Source organism: Leptospira biflexa serovar Patoc strain 'Patoc 1 (Paris)' (assembly GCF_000017685.1).
GTDB lineage: Bacteria > Spirochaetota > Leptospiria > Leptospirales > Leptospiraceae > Leptospira_A > Leptospira_A biflexa.
In genome coordinates, this window is record NC_010602.1 from 485,879 (window position 1) to 509,503 (window position 23,625).

General features: G+C 38.2%; 20 protein-coding genes. 9 read left to right on the forward strand and 11 right to left on the reverse strand.

Annotated features, from left to right (window positions below; translation table 11 throughout):
* Positions 1-33: 33 nt before the first annotated feature.
* Genes LEPBI_RS02400 through pgsB form a run of 4 tightly spaced genes read right to left on the reverse strand, consistent with a single transcriptional unit; the run spans position 34 to position 3,012 of the window.
* Positions 34-222, reverse strand: a complete 189-nt coding sequence (locus LEPBI_RS02400; RefSeq protein WP_012387516.1) for a hypothetical protein — start codon at positions 220-222, stop codon at positions 34-36.
* 6 nt (positions 223-228) lie between these two features.
* A complete protein-coding gene (gene pgsW / locus LEPBI_RS02405) occupies positions 229-1,359 on the reverse strand; it encodes a poly-gamma-glutamate system protein (protein ID WP_041769598.1) in 1,131 nt (376 codons plus the stop codon).
* Positions 1,359-1,823 carry a poly-gamma-glutamate biosynthesis protein PgsC gene (gene pgsC / locus LEPBI_RS02410; protein ID WP_012387518.1) on the reverse strand — a complete coding sequence of 155 codons (465 nt, stop codon included), beginning with the start codon at positions 1,821-1,823 and terminating at the stop codon, positions 1,359-1,361. The genes pgsW and pgsC overlap by 1 nt, the downstream gene beginning before the upstream one ends.
* On the reverse strand, positions 1,816-3,012 hold the full coding sequence (gene pgsB / locus LEPBI_RS02415; protein WP_012387519.1) for a poly-gamma-glutamate synthase PgsB: 1,197 nt from the start codon (positions 3,010-3,012) through the stop codon (positions 1,816-1,818). Before pgsB ends, pgsC begins: the two co-directional genes overlap by 8 nt.
* An 84-nt stretch (positions 3,013-3,096) precedes the next feature.
* Here pgsB and LEPBI_RS02420 point away from each other — a divergent pair, with 84 nt between their 5' ends.
* Entirely contained in the window at positions 3,097-5,493 is a 2,397-nt protein-coding gene (locus tag LEPBI_RS02420) for a SpoIIE family protein phosphatase (RefSeq protein WP_012387520.1), read from the forward strand.
* 40 nt (positions 5,494-5,533) lie between these two features.
* Here the strand turns inward: LEPBI_RS02420 and LEPBI_RS02425 are convergent, their stop codons facing one another.
* The 5 genes from LEPBI_RS02425 to LEPBI_RS02445 are packed head-to-tail and all read right to left on the reverse strand — an operon-like array spanning position 5,534 to position 12,939.
* The gene (locus LEPBI_RS02425) at positions 5,534-5,872 is read right to left on the reverse strand and encodes an STAS domain-containing protein (protein WP_012387521.1); all 339 of its coding nucleotides are present in this window, start codon (positions 5,870-5,872) and stop codon (positions 5,534-5,536) included.
* 44 nt (positions 5,873-5,916) lie between these two features.
* Positions 5,917-7,965 (reverse strand): serine hydrolase domain-containing protein, encoded by a 2,049-nt coding sequence (locus LEPBI_RS02430; RefSeq protein ID WP_012387522.1) that lies wholly within the window; start codon positions 7,963-7,965, stop codon positions 5,917-5,919.
* A 14-nt stretch (positions 7,966-7,979) separates the two neighbouring features.
* Positions 7,980-9,632 (reverse strand): 2,3-bisphosphoglycerate-independent phosphoglycerate mutase, encoded by a 1,653-nt coding sequence (gene gpmI / locus LEPBI_RS02435; RefSeq protein ID WP_012387523.1) that lies wholly within the window; start codon positions 9,630-9,632, stop codon positions 7,980-7,982.
* A 35-nt stretch (positions 9,633-9,667) separates the two neighbouring features.
* The gene (locus LEPBI_RS02440; protein WP_012387524.1) at positions 9,668-10,861 is read right to left on the reverse strand and encodes a hypothetical protein; all 1,194 of its coding nucleotides are present in this window, start codon (positions 10,859-10,861) and stop codon (positions 9,668-9,670) included.
* A complete protein-coding gene (locus tag LEPBI_RS02445) occupies positions 10,861-12,939 on the reverse strand; it encodes a TonB-dependent receptor (protein WP_012387525.1) in 2,079 nt (692 codons plus the stop codon). The genes LEPBI_RS02440 and LEPBI_RS02445 overlap by 1 nt, the downstream gene beginning before the upstream one ends.
* Before the next feature lie 83 nt (positions 12,940-13,022).
* Here LEPBI_RS02445 and LEPBI_RS02450 point away from each other — a divergent pair, with 83 nt between their 5' ends.
* Positions 13,023-14,024 (forward strand): adenosine kinase, encoded by a 1,002-nt coding sequence (locus LEPBI_RS02450; protein ID WP_012476126.1) that lies wholly within the window; start codon positions 13,023-13,025, stop codon positions 14,022-14,024.
* Between the two features lie 13 nt (positions 14,025-14,037).
* On the opposite strand, the gene LEPBI_RS02455 is transcribed toward LEPBI_RS02450, so the two are convergent.
* Together LEPBI_RS02455 and LEPBI_RS02460 are read right to left on the reverse strand one after the other, a co-directional pair.
* Positions 14,038-14,433, reverse strand: coding sequence for a response regulator (locus LEPBI_RS02455; protein WP_012387527.1), 396 nt, complete (start codon positions 14,431-14,433; stop codon positions 14,038-14,040).
* Positions 14,430-15,944 carry a PAS domain-containing sensor histidine kinase gene (locus LEPBI_RS02460; RefSeq protein WP_012387528.1) on the reverse strand — a complete coding sequence of 505 codons (1,515 nt, stop codon included), beginning with the start codon at positions 15,942-15,944 and terminating at the stop codon, positions 14,430-14,432. Before LEPBI_RS02460 ends, LEPBI_RS02455 begins: the two co-directional genes overlap by 4 nt.
* 32 nt (positions 15,945-15,976) lie before the next feature.
* Between LEPBI_RS02460 and LEPBI_RS02465 the strand changes: the two genes are divergently transcribed.
* The 7 genes from LEPBI_RS02465 to pheS are packed head-to-tail and all read left to right on the forward strand — an operon-like array spanning position 15,977 to position 23,608.
* Entirely contained in the window at positions 15,977-16,906 is a 930-nt protein-coding gene (locus LEPBI_RS02465; protein WP_012387529.1) for an ABC transporter ATP-binding protein, read from the forward strand.
* Positions 16,903-17,634 (forward strand): ABC transporter permease, encoded by a 732-nt coding sequence (locus LEPBI_RS02470; protein WP_012387530.1) that lies wholly within the window; start codon positions 16,903-16,905, stop codon positions 17,632-17,634. The genes LEPBI_RS02465 and LEPBI_RS02470 overlap by 4 nt, the downstream gene beginning before the upstream one ends.
* 3 nt (positions 17,635-17,637) lie before the next feature.
* Positions 17,638-19,509, forward strand: a complete 1,872-nt coding sequence (locus LEPBI_RS02475; RefSeq protein ID WP_012387531.1) for a motility-associated ABC transporter substrate-binding family protein — start codon at positions 17,638-17,640, stop codon at positions 19,507-19,509.
* Positions 19,506-20,579 carry a hypothetical protein gene (locus LEPBI_RS02480; protein WP_012387532.1) on the forward strand — a complete coding sequence of 358 codons (1,074 nt, stop codon included), beginning with the start codon at positions 19,506-19,508 and terminating at the stop codon, positions 20,577-20,579. The genes LEPBI_RS02475 and LEPBI_RS02480 overlap by 4 nt, the downstream gene beginning before the upstream one ends.
* A gap of 1 nt (position 20,580) precedes the next feature.
* Positions 20,581-21,195 (forward strand): hypothetical protein, encoded by a 615-nt coding sequence (locus tag LEPBI_RS02485; RefSeq protein ID WP_012387533.1) that lies wholly within the window; start codon positions 20,581-20,583, stop codon positions 21,193-21,195.
* Positions 21,192-22,586 carry a UDP-N-acetylmuramate--L-alanine ligase gene (locus LEPBI_RS02490; protein ID WP_012387534.1) on the forward strand — a complete coding sequence of 465 codons (1,395 nt, stop codon included), beginning with the start codon at positions 21,192-21,194 and terminating at the stop codon, positions 22,584-22,586. The genes LEPBI_RS02485 and LEPBI_RS02490 overlap by 4 nt, the downstream gene beginning before the upstream one ends.
* Positions 22,583-23,608 carry a phenylalanine--tRNA ligase subunit alpha gene (gene pheS / locus LEPBI_RS02495; RefSeq protein ID WP_012387535.1) on the forward strand — a complete coding sequence of 342 codons (1,026 nt, stop codon included), beginning with the start codon at positions 22,583-22,585 and terminating at the stop codon, positions 23,606-23,608. Before LEPBI_RS02490 ends, pheS begins: the two co-directional genes overlap by 4 nt.
* Positions 23,609-23,625 lie beyond the last annotated feature (17 nt).

Consider the following 23,625-nt stretch of genomic DNA (forward strand, 5'->3'; position numbering starts at 1 on the left):
AAACTTGCGAAATTCCTCTTGCGAAATTGGGGATTATTCGATTATTTTTCCTCGGTCAGAGATGTCTTTTTCTTTGGATTTGGTTTGGTATCTTAGGTTTGTGAATTCGTCTCTTTGTTTTTTGCCTAACTCTTCTGCAATTTTTGCGGGTAAAATCAGAATGCGACTCACCCAGCGGAGTAACAAAAAAAGTAAGATGGATAAAACGATGATTTTGGCCATTGTAGTTTACCTAGAACGTAAGGTCTTTGGGAGATAACGATCTTCTTCGTTTTCACCCCAACCGAGTCTCGTGACACCATACAATCCAATGAGCAAAAATAGGAAAACAGAAACATAAAGGTAAGGGTTGTATTCTTCTGAATAAAATACCTTTCCTTCGCCAGGTTTTGGAATTTTTTTGGGAGCCTGAGGGAGACCAAACTTTCTTGCCAATGATTCAATTTGGATGAAGTTGATGACTGGTGTTTCTCGTTCCAAAAACGATTTGATCACGGAATTTGGGATGTGCACTTCTTCTGGCAAATCGGTGATGAGTCCATTTTTGAATACTTGTTTGCCTAAACTGGTTCCAAGTATGGTGGTTCCACCTCCGACATTGATGAAAAGTTTGATTGGTTTTCCTTGAGACAGTTCATCATAGTATTTCAATCGTTTTTCTATGGAGTCTTCAAAGTGGATTGGATCTAAGAGTTTTACTTGGTTCCGTTGTAAGGCACGTACCAAAAGTTCTTTCCCTTCTTTGGATGTTCCGGCGGCTTTGTCTTGGATGCCTCCTAAAGATGCGTAACTCGATCGAAAGGAAAAAATGCCAGAGGATTCCAAATCTTTCTCCATATCGAGCCATAACATTTGTGGATGGTTTGCTCCAAATTGTGAAGCAGAGGCACTTGAGATGATGATAGGTTTTAGTTTGAGTGTATCTAACGCTGCAAACAAACAAATGTTTAATGCTGGAAACGAACCAGAAATGGCAACAGCAACAGTATCTCCTTCTTCTACTTTTGCTTTTTTTAAAAATTGTACCATCACTGCCGCAAAATTTGGATTGATGGAAGTTTGTTTAGCAGGTAATGAACCACTATTGCTTGTAACAGGTGTTAAGAATTCTCCGATGAGACCTGAGTTGGTAGGATCAAACTCTTTATAATCAGGTTTTTTATGTTTTAAAAGTTCTGGTTTTAAGATTTGGAACGCACGTTCTGCAAGTTTTGCAGCATGTAATTTTTTTTTGAAGTAGGGTTGTTCTTTTTTTACCTTACAAGATTCGATGAGAAGTAAACCCAAAATACCAAGGATTGCAAGTAAAAACAATGCAATTCGAGAGTGTTTCCAAGGTGACCAATAAATTTTTGTCATCATAGGCTTTCTAACTCATTACCTAAAAGAAAAATCAAAAGGATTTTCACAAAAATCGCGGCTAAGATAAGTACCGAAGTTGTTTCTAAAACACCTTGTCTTTCATACCAAACTGCTATGAGACCTGGAATGATAAATCCAATCCCTCTCACTTCCGATAAGTAAGCCAAATCTATTTCAGGTAAAATTTGATAGTTGAGTAAGTATCCGAAAAAATAACCGAATAACAGAATAAAGACGATTTTTCTCTTTCCAAAGATCAATAGAAATTTTGAAAGAATCTCAACACAAATAAAGGATAAAAAAGCAATGAAAAATGTTAGTGCCATGTTTTTGGGATGATTGAGTGATAAAGCAAGATAACCTGGCACAACGAGACCTGTACCTAAAATACCAAACAATTCAGAAAATACCAAACTGATGACTAAACTCAGTCCAATCGACAACGGGAGAATTTCATTCATACGTTTGTTCTGACCTATTTTTTAGATATAAAGACAATTCCATTCCAAGTCCAACAATATTCCCTATACCAAATACCAAAGATTGTTTCGGAAGGATAGAAAGTAAAGATTCAAAGATTCCGTCTAAACTTAAGTGTTCCCAAAGATAAATTGGAACATCTGCTTGCGAGAAGGATTTTAAATATTGGAAAGCTAATGATGTAGAGGTACCAATTAAAATCACGGCATCATAATCACCCCAATTGGCAATTTCTTTCGTCAATTGTTTGGTTCGTTCTGGTCGATCCTCGCGAGTATGGAATAAAATGAATCGTTTTTGAATCTGAGGGTATCGATTGAGTGTGGATGTCCAAATGAATTTTGTACTACTTGGGTCATTTGCCGCCATTGCATTCACGTATATGAAATCCTTACCAAAAAAATGAATGGGTAAAACCGAAAGAGCTCCCGGATCCGGTGTGACTTTCCACATTGCCTCTAATGCTTTGTTTCGTTCGACTCCGAGTAAGGAACAAACTTTGAGAGCAAGATATACATTTTCTTTGTGTTCCCAATACGGGAACTTTAAAATTTCCTCATCAGTGATGGATTCAATCTCAGCTTCTTTGATAAGGATTGATTTTGTTTTACGATCCAAACATACATTTTCGATTTTATCCTCAAATTCACTTGGTCCAACAACCAAAGTCCCATTGACGGGACATGCAGATAACAATGTTTTGGCGACATCAATTAGATTTGGTCCCATCACTTCCAGATGGTCTTCCCTTATGTTTGTGATGACTCCGATATCAGATTGTAGAATTTGGCCCTCACTTGCCCATTGGTAACGCGGTTCCAAGGCCATACATTCCAAAATCACAATGCTTGCCCCAGATTCATTTGCCTTTTTTAGGATTTTGATTTGTTCTAAGATAGTTGGTTTTCCAAATCGAGAGATTGATTTTTCAGATCCATCAGGAAAAATCATGCGAGCCAAAGTTCCAGTTGTTTTTGCAAAAACCAAACTTCCAGAAGAGGCAAGTCCTGCTCGTATTAACCTTGTTACACTCGATTTTCCTCTTGTCCCATTGACATGGATTCTATGTTTGAATTTTTTTAACGTGCGTTTGTGTAAAATCACTTCGATGGTGTAATAAAGGATCAAAACCAAAATGATGAGAAAAAATAAAGTGGCATTTGGTTTCATTTGAAAATTTCCAGATGATACATTTCCTTCAAAGGAATGTCATTTGATTGTAACGTAAATTTGAGAAGATTCACGTAGTTTTCTATGAGCATACGTTACAAATTCTTATTAATATTGAGTGTGAGTCAAATTCTTCTTGTAATTGCTCTCACGACTAGTTTTGCCTATTTACTGCAATCGGTAAAAAACATCCCACAAACCCAAAGGGCAGAAGACTTATCTCGGAATTTTCAAAGAGAACTAGAGTTTAAAGAGGAAAAACTCAGATTATTATTAGAAGAAATTACGTTCAATGCGAGAACTAGAGAAATTTTAGAAAGAGGACTGAGCGATCGTTCCGTATTACAAAGAGAACTACCTTATTTACAACAGATTTTAAGACGTTATGGTCTTTCCATTTTTGAACTGGGAGACAACCAAGGAAAGGTGGTCTTTCGGGTCCACAGGCCAAAAGATTTTGGGGATGATAAAAAAAACCAACCCATCATTCAAAATGCATTAAACGGCCAAGCAACAGCAGCATTGGAAGATGGACATAGTGGACTTGGGTTTCGTTTGGCAGCACCACTTTTTGGCCGAGGGACACTTCTCATTGGACAAGTTGTGGATGATAGTTTCACCAAAACCATCTCCAAAGACAATCGGATCCACTTAGCTATTTTCCAAGAAGGGAAAGTGAAAACAATTGGATCGGATATGATTCGGATGGTGATGAATGAAAATCCAAACTTACTGACCGAGGAACAAAGGTTTCATTTCCAAGATAAACCTTATTACTTAGTGAAAATTCCTTATTCAGGCAGTTCACAAACAGTCAAACAACTTGTATTTCATGTGATGATTGATGAAAACGAAGTAGAATCAAAAACATGGAAAATTTGGTCCTTTTTTGTTGTCGCATCACTCGTATTATGTGGTATTATATTTTTAATTTCCTTTTTGTTTTCAAGAGACATGGTGGAAGCAATCAAACTTTTAACGACGGCAATGGTAGATTTAGACCAATGGAAACCTGAAACCTTACCCACTCATCGAAGTGATGAGATCGGACAAATGGGTAGAGTTTTTGTCGAAATGAAAGAAGAGTTGGCGGAACACCAAAATCATTTGGAAGAGATGGTACATCAAAGGACAAGAGAGTTAAATGAAACTCTCTCTGAAATGCAAAAATTGAAAGAAAAACAAGATGGTGATTATTTTCTCACATCTTTACTCATCAAACCCTTAAAAGGTTCTTTTGCAAAATCCGAAACAGTTTCCATTCAAATCTTTGAAAGACAAATGAAGCAGTTCCAGTTTCGAAATAAACAATCGGAGATTGGCGGAGATTTATCTGTCTCAGATTCCATTTATCTTATGGGTAAAAAATATACTGTATTTCTAAATGCAGATGCTATGGGTAAATCCATCCAAGGAGCAGGTGGTGCCTTGGTGATGGGGACAGTTTTTAAATCTATCATCACTCGTACACAAAAACTGAGGTACATGCAAGACAGACACCCTGAACGATGGTTAAAGGAATGTTTCCAAGAAGTACATAATGTATTTATCAGTTTCGATGGGCACATGTTATTATCAGCTATTTTAGGTTTGGTGGATGAGGAAACAGGTACTTTATATTACATCAATGCAGAACACCCTTGGATTGTTTTGTACCGCGATGGAGTAGCCAGTTTCTTAGAAAACGAACATTCTTTACGTAAGATTGGATTTACGGAAATGAGTGGTGATGAAGTGGTCATTCAAATTTATCCACTGCGGCCTGGGGATGTGTTGGTTTTAGGATCAGATGGTCGGGACGATTTATTTGTTGGTCAATCTGGTGGAAATCGGATGATCAATGACGATGAAACTGTATTTTTAAAGCATGTATCGGAAGGGAATGGAGATTTAACAGAGATTTGTCGTGTGATGATGCTTTTTGGTGAACTGACGGATGATTTGAGTTTGATGCGTATTTCTTTCTTAGAAGAAGTAGCGCATGCTGCCAAGGAATCTACAAAAAATAATACATATTATAAAATGTTGGGTGAAGGAATTCAATCATATCGTGATGGAGAATGGAATCATGCGATTTATGCATTAGAAATTGCTTTGGAATCTGAACCTGATGATTTGTATTGTTTAAGAGAATTGTCGAAACTTTATATGAAATCGAAAGATTATGAGAAGGCAATAGGCCTTGCCAATCGTTATTTACAACTAAATCCAGGTGATACAGATTTTTTATTTTACATTGCGTATGCTCATAAACAAAAACGAGATTTTGTACTCGCAACGGATTATGCAGAAAGACTGAGATATAGAGATCCTAAAAATTTTAACAACTTACTTTTACTTGCAGAAATTTTAATGCATAGAAGGGATATCGAACGCTCCAAAGAAGTATTACTTGCACTGCAAGAAATGTCACCAGAAAATCCCAAATTATTGAAACTAAAAAACTTTTGGAAAAAAATGGTCACAACATCGGTCACCTAATGCAAATGAGATGATTGTTGGTTAAGGACCTTTTTAAGATTTAAGGTAAAAAGGACTGGATGGCTTCTTCCGTTGATTCAAAAATTTGAATGACGGAAGAAATTTTAGAGATGCGGAAGATCTGGCGGATGGTTTTGGATACATTCACAATCCTGAGTCCACCACCTAATTCTGTTAGTTTGTCGTTGAGGGACATGATGAGCCCAAATCCAGAAGAGTCGATGAAACTGACTCCTTCTAAGTCAAAAATAAATCGATGTTCGGATTGGGACGCAGATTCTTTGATCCTTTCTTTCAAAATGCCGGCATTTAACATATCTAAGTTGCCAAACAATTTAAGGACTACAATTCCGTTAGATTTAGATTCTGTATATTCCATCGAATCGCTTAGAGAATAGCCAATTTAAAAATTTGGTCAATAGATTAATTCACAAACTTATCCCATTTTTCATCTACAGAAATGGTCCGGAGGATCCTCCAAATCAGTTTCGACCCATTCTCTGAATTGGTCATAATGACCACTCCGTACCCTTTTTCCGCATTGAAGATGGCAAGAGACTTATGTCCCTTTGTATGGCCTCCATGGAAGAAATATTCTGTTTTTCCGGTTCGATTCAAAAAGAATCCGTGAGCGACTAAGGCATGGACGGTCAAACTGGCAGCACTCATTTTGGGAGACAGAAGGTATTCGGCAGATTCCTTACTGAGAAATTGGGAACGACCTTGTTTTGCCTTTGCCACTTCGCTAAAAACGGTTCCAATCTCCTCTGGAGTAGTCCAAAGACCTCCTGAAGACAATTCAGGTGTTACGAATTTTTTTTCAGGTAAAAGTTTTCCTGTTTCATCAAAACCATCACAACGATCATCTGCTTCCGTTAGGTTCTGTTTGAAGGTACTACGTTTCATATGTAAAGGTTGGAATACAATTTCTTCCATAAGTGTGGGGAAAGGTTTTCCCGTACGATCCGTCAAGATCTCTTGGACGATGCTAAATCCTCCTCCCGAGTATCTAGATTTGGTGCCTGGTTTGTAATACAATTTTAAACCATTCCCTTTGGTGGCATTGGTATCTTTTAGGTCTTTTAAGTGTTTTTTATCTGAATTGATAGGGTCGTCCCAATTTCCTTTTTCTGTTAATCCACTGGTATGAGATAAAAGTAAGTCTAAGTTCACCAAACTTCTTTTTTTTCCTTTTGGAACGGACACTTTGTACTGTTTTAGTTTTCCAATCCAGTTAGAATATAAATCCAATTGTCCCGTTTCAACCAAACGTAATGTTGCCGTTGCTGTCATCGTTTTAGATAAGGAACCCGCTCGAAAAAGAGTCTGTTGTATTTTTGTACCATACATTTTTTTCCAATGTAAGTTATAATTTTTATAAATGGCGATTCCAAGAGATGGCACATGTTCTTGTTTCATTAGGTCTTCAATATATACTTCGTTTGGTGACCCAGTTCTTTTTTTGAAATTTAATTTTTTTGCTTCAAAGATGATTTCGGTTAAAGTGGATTTGATAGAGGATAAATCTCCTTTGCTTCCACCATAAGGACTTACGATGGTTATCAAAATTCTACTTTTAAGGTCATGGTAGATAAAGTTTGAGATTCCTTTCTTTTTCCCGTATGTCCAATAAAAATAATCACCAACATATACCCCTTCTCCAAAAGAGATTGGATCTTCTGCTATCGCATCAGCTAACACTGTTTTTTTGATGATTGAATCTTTTCCTTCCTTTGAAATATATTTTGTTTTTGAAATTGTTTCTGCAAAGAGTAGTAAATCTTCTGGTGTGCTGAGAATCCCACTATTTCCTAATAAAATGTCGTTTGAGTCTACTTGAGAATGTTTCATTCCTAAAGGTTCGAAAATTTCCTGTTTCACAACAGTGGGAAATGATTTTGACGTGATGGATTCGATGAGATAAGCCAAAAAAAAATAATCCAACCGGCTGTACTTCCAGTATTCTCCCGGACTAAAGTTTGGTTTTAAATTTGATTCTAAGTATGATTTTTTAATATCTTCGCGGTTGAACTTGGATCCTTCCGTATCCAAATTTGGTAAAAATTCAATGATTTTTGGTAATCCTGATGTATGTCTTAACAGATGTTCAATGGTGATTTTAGAATGGGGAAACCATTTTAAATGTTTTTGAACAGGATCTTTGAGGGATAATTTTTGATCTTTCTCCAATCGATGGATTAAAAAAGTTGTGAATAGTTTGCTAGATTCTCCCAACGGAAAATTATTTTTTTTAAAGAGTTGCGATCGTTTTCTACGTTTCCCTGTTGAAATCGTTTCGCGAAACAAAACGGTATCATCTTGGGAGATCAGGACAACTCCTTGGAATCCTTCTTGTTTGATTTTTTTACGTATTTTTTCTTTGGTTTCTTCTGAGAAAGATCCAATTCCATCTTCTGAACAGTTGAGAAAAGTAAAACTGAACAGAAGAAAGGTGAATATCCATTTGGTCATAGGACTGGAGAAATTTAATTTCTATTGATTAGACTCGGGTGGTACCCATCTGGAGCAATAAAACCCAACAAATCCATCATCGTCGCCGCCACGTTCGCAAGACCTTTTTCGGTGATTGTTGAATTGAGTTGGATCTTCCCTTGTGGGTCATAAAGTACAAATTGTACGGGATTGAGTGTGTGACTTGTTTTGGGAACGGGTTTACCGTCTTTGGCAGTTTGTGCATTTCCCTTTTTATCCAGTTGGTACATTTCATCCGCATTCCCATGATCGGCTGTGATACACAAAACAGTATTGGTTTCATCACAGATTTTTTTGATTCGATCCAAACAAAGGTCTAAGTATTCTAAACCTTTGACTGTGGCATCCATGTTTCCAGTATGGCCCACCATATCTCCGTTAGCATAGTTGACACGAAGGAAAGGGAATTTATGAGACGTGAGAGCAAGTACTAAGTTATCGGTAATTTCTTTTGCCTTCATTTCTGGTTTTTGATCAAAAGGAATGATATCAGACTTAATTTCTTCGTAAGTTTCAAGGTTTTGATTGAAGTAACCTGATTTGTTTCCATTCCAAAAAAAAGTAACATGGCCAAATTTTTGAGTTTCTGAAAGGGCATATTGAGCAATCCCTTCGTTGGCAAAATATTCTCCCATGGTTCGGTCGATAGCTGGAGGAGCAACTAAGTATTGTTTGGGGATAAAAAGATCTCCATCATATTGCATCATACCAGCAAATTCAACTTTTGGAAAACGTTTGCGGTTCAATTGAGTTAAGTTTTCTTCTGTAAAGGCTCTTGAGATTTCAATTGACCTGTCCCCTCTAAAGTTAAAAAACACGACAGAGTCATTGTCTAAAATTTTTCCAATTGGATCTCCAATTGAATCACCAATCACAAAACCGGGAAGGTATTGGTCAATGACAGATGGGTTTTCTGTACGAAAGGTTTCGATGGCTTCTTTTGCAGAGGCAAATATTCTTCCTTCTCCTTCCACATGGTGGTTCCAACCACGTTCAACCATAGACCAATCCGCATCATAACGGTCCATGGTTAACTCCATACGACCACCGCCAGAAGCGATGCATATATCGATGCCAGCTTTTCTGTATGTTTCCAAATATGTTTCGAATGGAATGAGATAGTCTAACGCTGATTTTTCGGGGACATCTCTTCCATCTAAGAGAATGTGAAGCCTGATTTTTTTGATATTTTCTTTAATTGCTTGGTCGATGAGTGCTTTTAGGTGGTGAATGTGGCTATGCACATTCCCATCTGAAAATAAACCAAGGAAGTGAAAATTGGACTCGTTTTGGATACAATTGGAAACCATTTTTTTCCAAATGGGGCCTTGGAACAAACTGCCGTTCTCTATGGATTGTGATACAAGTTTTGCACCTTGGTCAAAGATACGTCCTGAGCCCAAAACATTATGGCCCACTTCTGAGTTTCCCATGTCTTCGTCACTTGGCATACCCACGGCAGTTCCATGTGCTTTTAATAAAACAGTAGGATGGTTTTCCCATAACCCCTTTAAAACAGGCATATTGGCTTTTGCCACTGCATTCCCATTTTGATATCCTTGTTCTGTATAACCCACACCATCTAAAACGATGAGTAAAACTTGTTTGGTAAGCGGACCGTTTGGATGTTTTTTAAGAGTTAACATAAATTAGATTCCCCTGTCTTTTTCCATTTTGAAATTTACGGAAGATTTTGCAACTGGAAGATGTCAAAAGGTGTCAACTCCACAGAACTGGGAATGGGGTTGAGTAAAACGTTTCCGATGTTCGTATCATAGACATAAATTCCAGGCCTTGTGAAATCTGTTGAACCAACGAGTAATTTCCCTTCACTTGTGAGTAACATTCCTGATAAACTGATTCCAATATTGCCTGGGATTTGCAAAAGTGTAGCTAGTTTTTCGCCTGTCCTTGGGCGAAAGACTTGGATGGTTTTATTAAAACCTGCATCCAAAACGGAGGCGTATCCAAAATCTTCATTTTTGATTTGAAAGGAGAGTATATCCCCACCAGCGACACTTTCTTCATACAAACGGTTGGGATGAAACTGCCTTGTACTCAAACGAAATGCAATGATCCCTGCATCAATTTGAGAGATAAACCCAACCCGACCGACACATGAAAAAACCAAATGTGGTTCTCCAAATAAAAATACTTTTTGGATTTTGGAGCTTGGGTTTCTATAGGGCAGTGTATAAATGTTTCGGATTTGATTCAGATCCATATCCACTTCCACCAAATAAGAATCAGAATTAGGTGGTAAATACCCTGAGGCATCATTACGGTCTAACCTTTGCAGTAAAACAAACAAACTCGATCCGTCTTGTATCATATAGGATGATTCCACTGACGAGTCAGGAATTCCAGAAGTTGAAAAGGTTTCCCGAAGAGAAGAAAAGGAGACAGCACCAATTTTGATACCAGAACTCCTGCTATAAATCACTAACTCATCTGCATTGTACAAACTAATAAAGTATTTATCATTCCAAACGGCAATGTCTTGCGGATTTTTTCCTTGACCAACACTAAACTCTTGTTCGGTGAGAAATCCGAACTGAGGGTTCAATACTTGGATAGAATCACGATTCAATCGGTTTACGATAAAAACTCGATCATTCGAATACCTTCCCACTGCATCGGAATGGATGGGGATGGAGGTGGGAAATGCTGTAAAGGAATTGGGTTCGAAGGTTTTAAATCTTCCTCCGCTTGCAAAATCAGATGTGACAACGCCAACAGACGTGGGTGATGCTGATAAAAATAAAAATTGGAATAAACTTGGTTTTTTTATTTCCAATTGGCTACATTGGAAAACAAGAAACATAGAAAGAAGGAGTATCCAATGGGGGCCTTTGTTTGTAGGAATTGTATCCATTAGAATCGATAACTCCCAGTCAGATAATAACTACGGCCCGGTAACGGGTAACCCACCAAATCTTCTACACGTTTGTCTGTTACGTTTCGCACTTCAAATCCAAAAATCAATTCATTTCCTGTTTCTTTGTTTTTATATGCAGAATATTGGATGTACAAATTCCAAAATTGTCTGGCTGGTAAAAATCCCAAATACTCATTGGTTCGATCTCTAAAATTGGCTCCAATGTATTGGTATTCAATTCCAATTTCGGATGTTTCATTAAAAAAGGCAAGTAAGGCGCTTCCTTGGCTTTTGGAACGAAGTGGTAAGTATTTTCCATTTAACGCAGGTGAGTCGGAGTAATTTCTGGCATCTTGGTAGGTATAATTGAAGTTAAACTTAAGTCCTTTGTTCCAAATGATATTGTGACTAGTTTCGGCACCCCGGATGAATGCTTGGTCTACGTTTTCTGGCCTCAGAGTAAACTGAGAATTTGGCAAAAACAAAATCATATCATATATTCGTTTTTGAAAGTAGGAAACATCCGATTGGATTTTCCATCCCGATCCAATTTTGGTATGGAGATAAAAACCAAAATCCCCGTTTCTACTTTGTTCTGGCCTTAATTTTGTATTCCCGACGATACTTCCTCTTTCACCGAATAATTCAATAAAGCTGGGAATTCGAAAATCTTTACTGATGTTGGCTAATGTTCCCCATTCCCAATTTTCTTTTTTGATCCAGATGATTTTTAAGCCAAAACTAGGATTGGTGAAATTTTGCCTTACAGTAAAAACATCGGTGAGTGGATCTAAGAGTTGGTTACGAATGCTTGTTTCATCTTTCCCGAATCGATCCGTATACCGTTCAAAACGTACTTGTGGGACAAGAAAGAGACGATTGGAAAATAATCGTATTTCATCTTGGAAGGTAAAACTCTGAGTATCCCTTCTTTTTTTTGGTTCTTTTCTTTCCGTTTCATGATTGGCACGTTTTTCATACCGTGTGAAAAATTCTTGTTCCGTTAAGACGGAGGCACGTAAAACCTGATAATAGTCTAACAAGTACAAAGTGGGAGATAATTGAAACCCGTATTGGTTTGTTTTGGTATACGCATTGGGTGTTCCAAAACTAAATTCTGATTTTGGATCAAACAAATCATCTTTTGAAAAGTTCCCATAGGTTTTTGTTTCCAATGTCAAATTGGTGAATATAAACTCATTGGTTTCTGTTGTGATCGCCGATGAAAGTTTACTAAACACTCGCCCCACCGAAGTGGTTTGCCGATTCCCTGGACCTGGTAGACCTTGTTTTCTATGTATATAATCATTTAATAAATTGATTTTGGTTTTGCCTATGTCAAAGGATAGATTCCCAGTAAACCCAGTTTTACGAAACTGTGCATTCTTTCTTTCATCAATCGTATCATCATATGTATTGAATAATACTGTCCCTTTATTATTGAGATAGGTAAAATTTTGGTCGGAAGTTTCGTGGAGAGCCTGCACAAAATAAGAACCATTGGTGAATTGGTCCATATGAGTTACCGTTGTTTTTGCTGTTTTGAAACTTCCACCCATCAAATTGACTCGTGTGATTGGTTTTTCAAATTTTGTTTTGGAAACCAAGTTGATCGAACCTCCAATGGCCGATCCAGAAAAACCAGCAGGAGTCCCAGATTTGTAAATTTCAATCTTTTCTAAATTATCAAACGGTAAATCTGCTAAGTTAATTTCACCACCAAACGAATTATTGATGGGAACTCCATTCCAATAAATTTTGGATTGGTTGGGATTGGTTCCTCGAAGGGAAAGTGTGGAATAGGATCCAAGACCTCCATATTGGCGAATCCTGACTCCCGCTTCTCGGTTGAGGATATCGGGAAGACTCGTATATCTCGTGTTAGCTGAATCTAAATGAATTTCCTTTTGAAAACCAGTTGGGTTTTTGCTAAAGTTACTATTTTGAGAAGAGGATTGCACATTGGCTTTGATTTCGATGGTTTCTGGTTCTTTTTTTGGAGTCTCTTGCCCATATAGAAGAATTGGTCCGAGTAAGAATCCCATGCATAAAAATAAATTGAATTTGGAAACCATGAAGTCCTTTTTTTCTCGGTACCTTGCCAAACTGGAATAGGAAAATTGAGTGTCAATTCCCTAAAGGAAAAAAGCATTGTCCCATGAGACATTACGACGTATTCGGCGTAGGGAACGCCCTGGTAGATATCATTGCCTTCATAGATCCAAAATTTTTAGAAAAACAAAATATCACCAAAGGTGTGATGACCTTAGTTGATGAATCCAGGCAAGGTCAAATTCTTGCAGATCTTCATGATGAGAAGAAGGAACTTAGGTCAGGTGGAAGTGCCGCAAACACGATGATTGCCATTGCCAATTCTGGTGGTACTTGCTGTTATACGGGAAAAGTCACTCATGATACATATGGTGAATTTTATAAAAAAGATATGGAAGATGCGGGAGTTTTATTTGAGACCACTCCTGACAAATTAGGACATACGGGAACTTGTGTAGTTCTCACAACACCTGACGCCGAAAGGACAATGCTTACCAATCTTGCGATTTCTACTTCACTTGGCCCTGACGATATCGATATTGAAAACTTAAAAAAAAGTAAGTATGTCTATGTGGAAGGGTATTTATGGGATGGTGATTCCACAAAAAAAGCAAGTGAACTTACGATGAAAATTGCAAAAGAAAACAAGGTAAAGGTATCCTTTACATACAGCGATCCTTTTTGTGTGAATCGTTCTAGAGATGAGTTCATCCATTTAACAAAAGAATACGTTGATGTCGTTTTTTGTAATACAGAAGAAGGGCTTGCCTTAAGTGGTGCCAAAACAGCTGAAGAAGCAGTACAATTTATATCTAAACTTTGTTCTTTGGTATTTATGACTGCAGGAAAAGAGGGAGCTTATGTTGCTGAAAACGGCAAAATCACTTTGGTTCCTGGATTTCCTGTGAAGCCGATTGATACGACAGGAGCAGGAGATGCTTTTGCGGCTGGGGTATTGTATGGCCTCACCCAAGGTTATTCTGCACAAAAGTCGGCAAGATGGGGCAATTATGTTGCTTCGCGTATCGTTTGTGAGGTGGGACCAAGGTTATCTGTAAAACTTATGGGCCGCCAAGAAGAAATTTTAACCGGTTTCCAAGATCAGTAATTTAAAAAAGAAATTACTGATGATGAAAATCCTCCCATAGGGTTTGGATTTTTTCTGAGATTTCAAGAGGGGCAAAGGGTTTTTCAATCACACCAATGCCCCCTCTTTTTTGGTATTCCAGAATTTCATTCTTTAACACGCGTGACGTGATAAATGCAACAGGGATGTTTTTTGTCTCTGGGAAAATTTTTAATTCTTCAATGAGTTCCATCCCATTCATACCTGGCATAAGTACATCCAAGAGGATCAAATCAGGTTGCAGGATGATGGCTTTTTGTAATCCTTCCGGACCAGTTTTTGCAAAACTCACTTCATAACTTGAGTTAAATGCAAGTGCGATCCTAAGGATTTCGACAATGTCTTCTTCATCTTCCACGATTAACACGTGTTTTAAGGCCTGTATGCTCATTGGTTCATCCCAACAGGAATTTGTCCTGGTATTACAATTGGTAGTTCAATGGTAAAAACAGTTCCCGAATCATCAGAAAAAAAGTAAATTTTCCCATTCATGGCTTCGACAAATCCTTTCGTGATGGAAAGTCCAAGCCCAGATCCACCTACCAATTTGTCCTTCGGTGGTGCCCCTTGGGCAAATCTGTGGAAAAGTCTTGGAGCAAAGTTCGGATCAATGCCAGGTCCATTATCCCTGATTTGGATTTTTGCCTTTGTTGCATCTGTTTGGACAGAGATGGTCACTTCCGAAAACTTGGGGGTGTATTTCACCGCATTGGAAATCAAATTGGTGATACAATGGTTCAATCGGTCTTCATCTACATAAACACTTGTTTGTGGGAAATTAGAATCAAAATTCAAAAGCACATGATATTGTTCTGCAAACGTGCGCATTCCATCCACTGAAGTTTGTAGAATTTCTTTCAGTTGGTAGGTTCTAAATTTAAAATTGATATTACCAGAATCCAATGCTTCGATATCGAGAAGGTCAGTCACAAACCGAACGAGTCTTTGTGTATTTTTACGACAAATATTGAGTAAGGATTTTGTTTGGTTGGATACTTCTCCCGCCACTCCCGCAAGCAGTAAATCAATGGAACCTTTAATCGATGTGAGTGGGGTTCGCAATTCATGACTCACCAAACTGATGAATTCGTTTTTTAAAGCCTCTGCTTTTTTTCGTTCTGTGATATTCCGAATGATGGCAAGTGCATCCACTTCCCCCGTTTTGGTGAATCTTGCTTCGAAACATTTTTCACCGTCTGCGTCGTGGATCGAATATTCAACTGCTTTGCTAACACCCAAATCAATCACTTGCCGAAGTATGGTTTGGATTTCTTCTAATTTATTTTCCGGAAAAATTTCTTTTATGTCAGAATAACAAAGATTTGTTTCTTTGTTTTTACAATCCCATCCTGTGAAATGAGGGAATTCTTTGTGATTGATGGCCTGACCATTCCTATGGATTCCATAGAGTAAATCAGGTAAAGCATTCAGAATGGTTTTGTTTTTGGTGATGATTTGGCTATATTCATCTTTTGCATTTTTTGTGTGTGTGACTTCTGTTGCAATGATGATGGTAAAATTTTCCTGAGGGAAAACTTGCATATCGTACCAACCCAAAGTTTCAAAGTAGGTTTCTTCTGATCGAAATGTTTTTTTCTCTTTGATGGCTTCCGATAGTTGGTTTCCAAATTCAATTGTTTGTAAAACAGGAAATAAATTCCAAATATTTTGCCCTAACAATTCTTCTGCGGATTTTCCCGCCATTTCGACGGCTTTTGCGTTGACATAGGTGTAGTTTCCATCCTTGTCTAATACATACACTGCATTCGTACGAGTTTCTAGGATTTTGTCAAAGTATTGTGGGACAAAATTGTGCCAATTTTGGCCAAGAAGTTGCTTTGCATCAAAAAAGCTCGCTTCATCCTTGAAAAAGCTTTTGATTTTTTCCAGAAATTCATTCATAGGTGCAGGTATACGAAAACTAAACCAAAGTTATGATACAAGTCAGCAATTTATCCAAATTTTACGGCGAAAAACGAGCCATTTCAGGGCTCAATTTTAAATTAGAGAAAGGTGAGATCGTGGGTCTTCTGGGACTCAATGGCGCGGGAAAAACCACCACCATTCGGATCCTCACAGGGTATTTGATTCCGAGCGCAGGGGATGCCTCCATCGATGGAAAGTCCATCTTTGATTATCCCTTAGAAGCAAAACAGAAAATCGGGTATTTACCAGAAACACCACCTCTTTATGAAGATATGACAATATCCGAATACCTTCAATTTGTGGGTAGGATCAAAAAAATTGAAGAACCAAAACTCACATCAGAAATGGAGAAGGTGATTGAAAAAACAAACCTCGGTCATGTAAAGGATAAACTCATTGGCACCTTGTCACTCGGGTATCGCAAACGAGTGGGAATTGCACAAGCCATTCTAGGTGATCCGGAAATTGTGATCATGGACGAACCTATCTCTGGTCTTGATCCAAAACAAATTGTTGAGATCAGAAGTCTGATCCGCAGTTTGGCTGGCAATCATACCGTGCTCATTTCAAGCCATATCCTCACAGAGATTTATAAAACATGTGATAAATTTTTATTCATTCACAAAGGAAGTTTGAAACAGGAACTTTCACTTTCTCGATTGGAAGAGGAGATGAATCGACTTGCTGGTTGGGAAGTGGGTTTGTCTGGTAAACCAAAAGAAGACTTAAGTCAATTTATGAAAACAGTCATTTCTGAAAATGATACTGTTTCCGATATGGGTTCTGGTAAAGAAGAAGAAATGTTTTTAGTGAGAACAACAAATCCAAAACAATTCAAAGAATCTTTGTTTTCCAAAGCATTGTCTTCTGGAATTCAAATTGAATCATTAAAAAAACAAGAAGTGTCACTCGAACAAATTTTTATGGAGAAAATATGAACTGGCAAACGGCTGTTTGGATCTATAAAAAAGAATTACGATTATTTTTTGGAACCTATATGGGACCTCTTGTATTAGGTGGAACTGCGTTTTTAAATGCTCTCTTCGTAATGATCCTCAATTTTAATGGGACTGCCAATTACGAAATAGCAACTTACATCACCTTCATCTCGTTTATGACAACCATCCTCATTGCGATGGTCATCATATCCATGGGTTCGATTGTGGAAGAACGTAATAAAGGTACTTTGGAACTTCTATTCACCTCTCCCATCACCGATTTGGAAATTGTCTTCGGCAAATTTATGTTTGGTGTGACAGTTTGTGCCATCATCACTGTATTTATCAACGGACTTTTCCCACTTCTATTGTATGCATTTTGGAAAGCTCCGTTTTATATGGTGGCATCGGGAAGTGTTGGTGTATTTTTACTTGGAATTTTTACCTTCACCATTGGCATGTTTGGTTCCAGTCTTGGGAAAAATCAAATGATATCACTTTTAATTTCTGTGCTTATCATTTTGACACTTTGGGTGGTTGGATATTTTTCTCATTTATTCCAAGCAACTACAAGAAAGGTATTATTCCACTTACATATCTTTTCCCACTTTGCAGCCTTTGCCAAAGGTGTATTACCATTAACAGGCATTGTATTTTTCCTAAGTGGAACTTTCCTATTTTTGTACTTAACCGTGAAGGTCTTGGAATCCAGGAGATGGAGAGGGTAAATCATGTTATTATCAGCTGATCGAGTTTTACCGTTTGTTAGTTTAGTTTCACTTTTCGCCTATTTCTTGTTTGATGGAATGGTCGTAGATCCGAAACGAAAAATCCTTTTTTTAGGTGTTGTGTTTTTGTTTTTGGCATCGGATACGATTGTCCGAGCGTTTTCGAAAGGAATTCGAAAAGAGGACCAAAATCGTTACATTGCGGCTGTTTTTGGGATCGCAGCATTTTTACTCTCCGTCTTACGAGATTTTTTGGATTTAAAACCAGTGGCAGGTTTTAATGAAGAGGTAAGTTCTATCCCCAAAATCAGAGAATTCCTGCTTTTATGTGTGGTTCTTTTTTCTTTGGTATTCCTTTTACAAATCATTCTGTTAGAAATTGGAAAGTCCTCTCTCGAAGCACAAAGTAATTTAGCAAAATCCAAAAGTTCCTTATTACAAAATGCGGTGCTTGGGTTTTTGTTTGTATTACCCATACTTGTGGCTGTAAATTACTTTGCGATCAAACGAAACTATAACTTCGATTTGAGTAGCCAAGGTAAGTTCTCTTTATCACAAATTTCTCGTAACCTTATTAAACCCATCACAGAAGATGTGACCATCACAGCGTTTTACCCACGCCCACTGGAAGCTGACGGGCCTGCTAATGGTGACAAACTTGCTGCATTTGCCTTAACACGCGTAAGGCCTGATATTGAAATTTTACTCGACCAAATCAAATCAGAAAATGCACATATTACTGTTCAATTCATCAATGCCGATGTCGAAATGGATTTGTTAAGAGATTTTGGACAAGTTTCCAATGGAACCATTTTTGTTCGTTCTAAAAAACAATCTTCTCTCACGTCTACAACACCATTTGCAGAAGAACGTGTCATCGCAAAAGAACCAAAAGATTTGGAGGACTTAGAACGTAAGTTAGTTGGTGCACTTTTAAATGTGACAACCGTGCAGAAAAAAGTTTACTTTACGGTTGCCAATGGAGAACGGTATGGAGCTTCCTTTCGAGCGCTTCCCAATGAACAAGTGAACCGTTTTGTATCTTCTTTGCAGTTTTTAAACTTTAAAGTGGCAGAACTTGGATTTGCGCAAGGTTGGCCTTCTAAATTACCAGAAGATGCCGATATGCTTGTGATCCTTGGTCCCACTGTTCCCTTTTCCAAAGAAGCCAAAGAAGAACTCACCAAATTTGTGTTAGAGAAAAATGGGAAAGTTCTCATCACTATGGAACCAAAAGGGAGTGAAGACTTTACTTGGTTATTACAATCGGCTGGATTAAAATTTAAATCCACTCCTCTCGTCGAACGAGAAGAAAAACCAGGTTTTGTTGTTGCCAAACGATTTCCAGACAACCGTCTCACCGATCTTTTACAAAAAAAGGATATGGGAATTTTATTTCCTTACAGTGGATTTTTAGAATCAGAACCCAATGCACCCACTCCTTATGTTTGGAAATCGGAAACCTTACTTGAGTCTGGTTTTGACGCATACCAAGATGAAAACAAAAATGGAAAACTGGATCCAAACGAAAAAAAAGAGAGTAAAATCCTTTCAGTCGTTTTATCTCCAATGTCACTCACTGGAGATAAGTTAGGAAAAATCATATTACACACAGGAACCACTTGGATCACAGACCAATTCATTCCGTATGTGATGAACTCTCAATTTTCCACTGTTTCGATCACGGGATTATTCCAAGACAATATCGTTGCAGAAATTCCATTAAAAAAAGAAGAAGTGGATACCATTTCATTGTCCGACAATCAAAAGTTAGTTGCTTGGGTCATCGGAGTCTTTTTATTCCCAGGATTTATTTTGGCAGTTGGTTCTTACTTTGTATATACCCGACGCAAACATTCCATGTTAGAAGTATGAAACAAAAAATCAGTTTAGTTCTTGTTGCCTTTTTGGGATTGTTTCTTCTATTTTATTTAATGGAGGATCATCCAGAAAATATTTCCGAAACTAATTTTTGGAAAGAAGATTGGAAATCCATTCGTTACCAACCTCCAAAATCGGATTGGTGTGGGAATATGAATCCAAGTTTTGCAGAATATCCTATGGTGTTTCGAAAGATCCCTCGCGGATGGAATGAACCTGCTTTGTATACCGTCACCACGATCAGTGAAAAAGGTTCTGTTTCCTATGAAGGAAATTACAATGTCAAAAATAGTTTTTCAGAACTAAGTGTTCTCAAAACAAAACTCATCGAAACTTCGACAGATGAAATTCAAAAAAACTATTGTTTGGGTGAAAATTCGCCTTCTTTAACTCTATCAGAGGAGAATGGGGAGGAAATAGTTTTTGACACAAGCAAGCAGTTGTTATTTGGCAAAAAAATTGGATCAGATGAAGGGCGTATCTCTGTCCTCATAAACAATCAGATCATTGCACCTTACCAGTATATCATTGAAAAATTCAGAACACCCGTGTCGAATTTCAGAGAAAAGATGTATGTAACAGTGAGTGAAGGTTTCATCAAGGAAATCAAATTTATGGGACAAGGCATCACAGTTCAGGCCGAAAACAGAGCCAAAAAAAACCAATACAATGTATTTGTGAACGATTGGAGTCGGACAACGGGGGAAAGGATTGTTTTGCCACCTGATGTAGGGAACCAATGGGAAACAATCGTCAAAGGTTTAAAGGTAGAATTTTATCCTGATGAAGTTGGGGCTCCCCAGTTTCCAACACTCACAGAAAAGGTGAGTCCAGAAGCCATCCTTGATGCCAACCTTTCGAATGGAAACAAAGTCCGATTATCATTCTATCCGATTTGGGAATCTGAATCGGGAAAATGGCGTCCTGTTTTAAGGCAATTCCCACCTCAATTTGAGGAGTCAGTCACTTGGATGAAAGAAGAATCCTTCCAAAATTTAGTGAATGCCGTCATGAAAGTGAAAAATGCTTCCCGATACGAGCGCCCCAACCAGAAAATCCAATAAGGTGCAAAAAGTTTCAACCATCGTTCAACGGACAGAGCTCATCCGTGACTTGTTTTATTCTCCCATGTCTGCCTTTGAATCCTACTTTCATAAAGCAGATTTGGGTGGTCGTGATTTGTGGCTTTCTCATTTACAACTGGCCTTATTGGCTCCACTCGCCAAACTCATTGGCAATTGCATTCAGATTTTGATTTTCAAAGTTTCCTTTGTCGAAGAAGAAACAAAACTCACATACACGCAAGGTGTAGGTACTGTTTTTGTATTTTATGTGGGTTTCTATTTTGTGGTTCGGCTTGTGGATAGTTTTCGAATGTACCACCAAATGCGAGACCGTACGAAAGATTGGGAAGGACCAGAGCCCCATGTTTTTATCATTTCCTTTTTGGCTTTCACGGCAACTTCTGTATTTTGGATTTTTCCTGCACCAATCCCCTTATTCATGTTAGCTGTTGGTTTTTTGTATTCTTTACATTTATCTTATTTTTATTTATCAGTTCGCAGGGAATGGAGTTCGTTCGATTTTTTATTCTTTTTGATGAAAGTTGTCTTGTTCTTTTTGGTTCTGCTGTCGATTCCATTATTCCTTTATAACCTCGTTAGGACGGTACTCTTTTGAAGATCTTTTTGGTAGGAATTGGTGGGATTGCCATGGGCAATTTAGCCTATATGTTGAAACAACAAGGTCATGAAGTATCTGGTTCAGACCAAAACCTATACCCACCGATGTCTGATAAATTGTTAGAGTGGGGTCTTTCACCTAAGTCTGGTTATCGTAAAGAAAATGTGAAAGGTGCAGACCTTGTCATCATTGGAAATGCGATCTCACGTGGGAATCCTGAAGTCGAAGAAGTTTTGAATACGGGAATTGAATACATGAGTATGGCAGAAGCGATTGGACATTTTTTCCTCAAAGGGAAAAAACCAATCGTGATCTCAGGAACCCATGGCAAAACCACCACTACCTTTCTGACTCATTGGATTTTGGAATCGATTGGACTGAGACCAGGTCTTTTTGTAGGTGGAATCCGTAAGGATGGATTTCCTGGATTTGCTCTAGGTGAAGGGGATTATTTTGTGATTGAAGGGGATGAATATGATTCTGCTTTCTTTGATAAAAGTTCCAAGTTTTTACATTACAGACCCTATTACCTGGTGATGAATGCACTTGACTTTGACCATGCTGACATCTTTGCCAATTTGGATGCGATTAAAGTCATGTTCAAACGGCTGTTAAATTTAGTTCCGAGTCGTGGAAAGGTATTTTATTGGAAAGGCTCCAAAAATTTAAACGATATCACAAAAGACTACCAGCACGCTCCCTTGGAAACCTTTGAACTAGGTGATAAAAATTCCATTTTTAAATATGAAAAAGGAATTTTAACGGAGATCCGCACAAAGGCGAAACTCAAACCATCTCTCATCGGGTCACATAACTATCGTAATGTGGAAGTCGCCGTGCGAGTGTGCCTAGAAATTGCTCCCCAAAAACGAAAAGAAATTTTGGAAGCCGTGGAATCCTTTCCTGGTGTGAAACGGAGACAAGAAAACCTTTATGTTTCCGAAACCAGTTTACTTGTGGAAGACTTTGCCCACCACCCAGTAGCCATCCAAGAAACGATCAAAGCCCACAAAGAAGCTTACCCTGGTTACAAAATCATCGCTTTATTCGAACCGAGGAGTGCCACCTCACATAGAAATGTCTTCCAAGATGATTTTGCAAAGTGTTTCAAAGGAAGTGATGTCAGCATCGTCACCGAAGTGTACCAGGTGGATAAAGTGAGTAAGTCACTTCGTCTCAATGTCAAAAAATTGGTAAAAGACATCAAAACCAATACCAAAAAAGAATCGATCTATGCTTCCACACCAAAAGAGATTCCTTCCCTTTTAAAAAAGATATTACCCAAATACAAAAAAGAAAAGCTCATCATCCTTGCCATGTCCAATGGTGCCTTTGGTGGGATTTATTCTGAATTAAAATCCTTAATGGAAACACGAGAATCACTATGAGCCTATCCCAAGAAATTGTATCTTTAGTCAAAGAGGCAGAAACTGTATTAAGTTCTGCAACCACTGAACAAGAATTAGATGCTCTAAAAAACCAGTTCCTTGGTAAAAAAGGAAAACTTACCTCTGTCCTGAAGGGCCTTGCTTCCCTCACAGTCGAAGAAAAAAAGACGGTTGGGAAAGAGGCAAATGAAGCCCAAACAAAACTGGAACAATTTGTCGAAGCCAAACGGACGATTCTCAAAGAAAGTTTTTATGAAAACCAATTGGGAAAAGAATCCTTCGATACCCTTCGTCCACTTCCCAAAAAAGAAAGAGGAAGTTTGCATCCCATTTCCCAAATCCAATACGAGATTGAAGATATTTTTACCTCTATGGGTTTTTCTGTGATGGATGGCCCGGAAGTGGAAACCGATGAAAACAATTTTGGTGCCTTAAACTTTACCGAAGACCATCCCGCACGGGACATGCAAGATACGTTTTATACGGTGGATGGCAATTTACTTAGGACTCACACATCCGCCATCCAAGTGCGCGCTTTACGAAAACTAAAACCACCGTTTCGTATCATTGCTCCAGGCCGTGTGTTCCGGTATGAAGAAGTGGACGCCTCGCATGAAAATACTTTCTACCAAGTGGAAGGCATGGTTGTGGGCGAAAACATTTCTGTTGCCCATTTGATATACACAATGGAGACACTTTTATCACGAGTGTTCCGAAAAGAAATCAAAACAAGACTGCGTCCAGGATACTTTCCGTTTGTGGAACCAGGCTTTGAGCTGGATATCAATTGTCTTGTTTGCAGTGGAGACGGGTGTAGTGTTTGCAAACAATCAGGATGGCTCGAACTCCTTCCTTGTGGACTCGTCCATCCCAATGTCTTAGAAGCCGCTGGCCTCGACTCCAAAAAGTGGACAGGTTTTGCCTTTGGACTTGGCCTTGACCGTTTGGTGATGATGCGTTACGGCATCCACGACATCCGTTATTTCCAATCTGGGAATTTACGTTTTTTGAAACAGTTTTAATTGAGAAGCCAAACAAG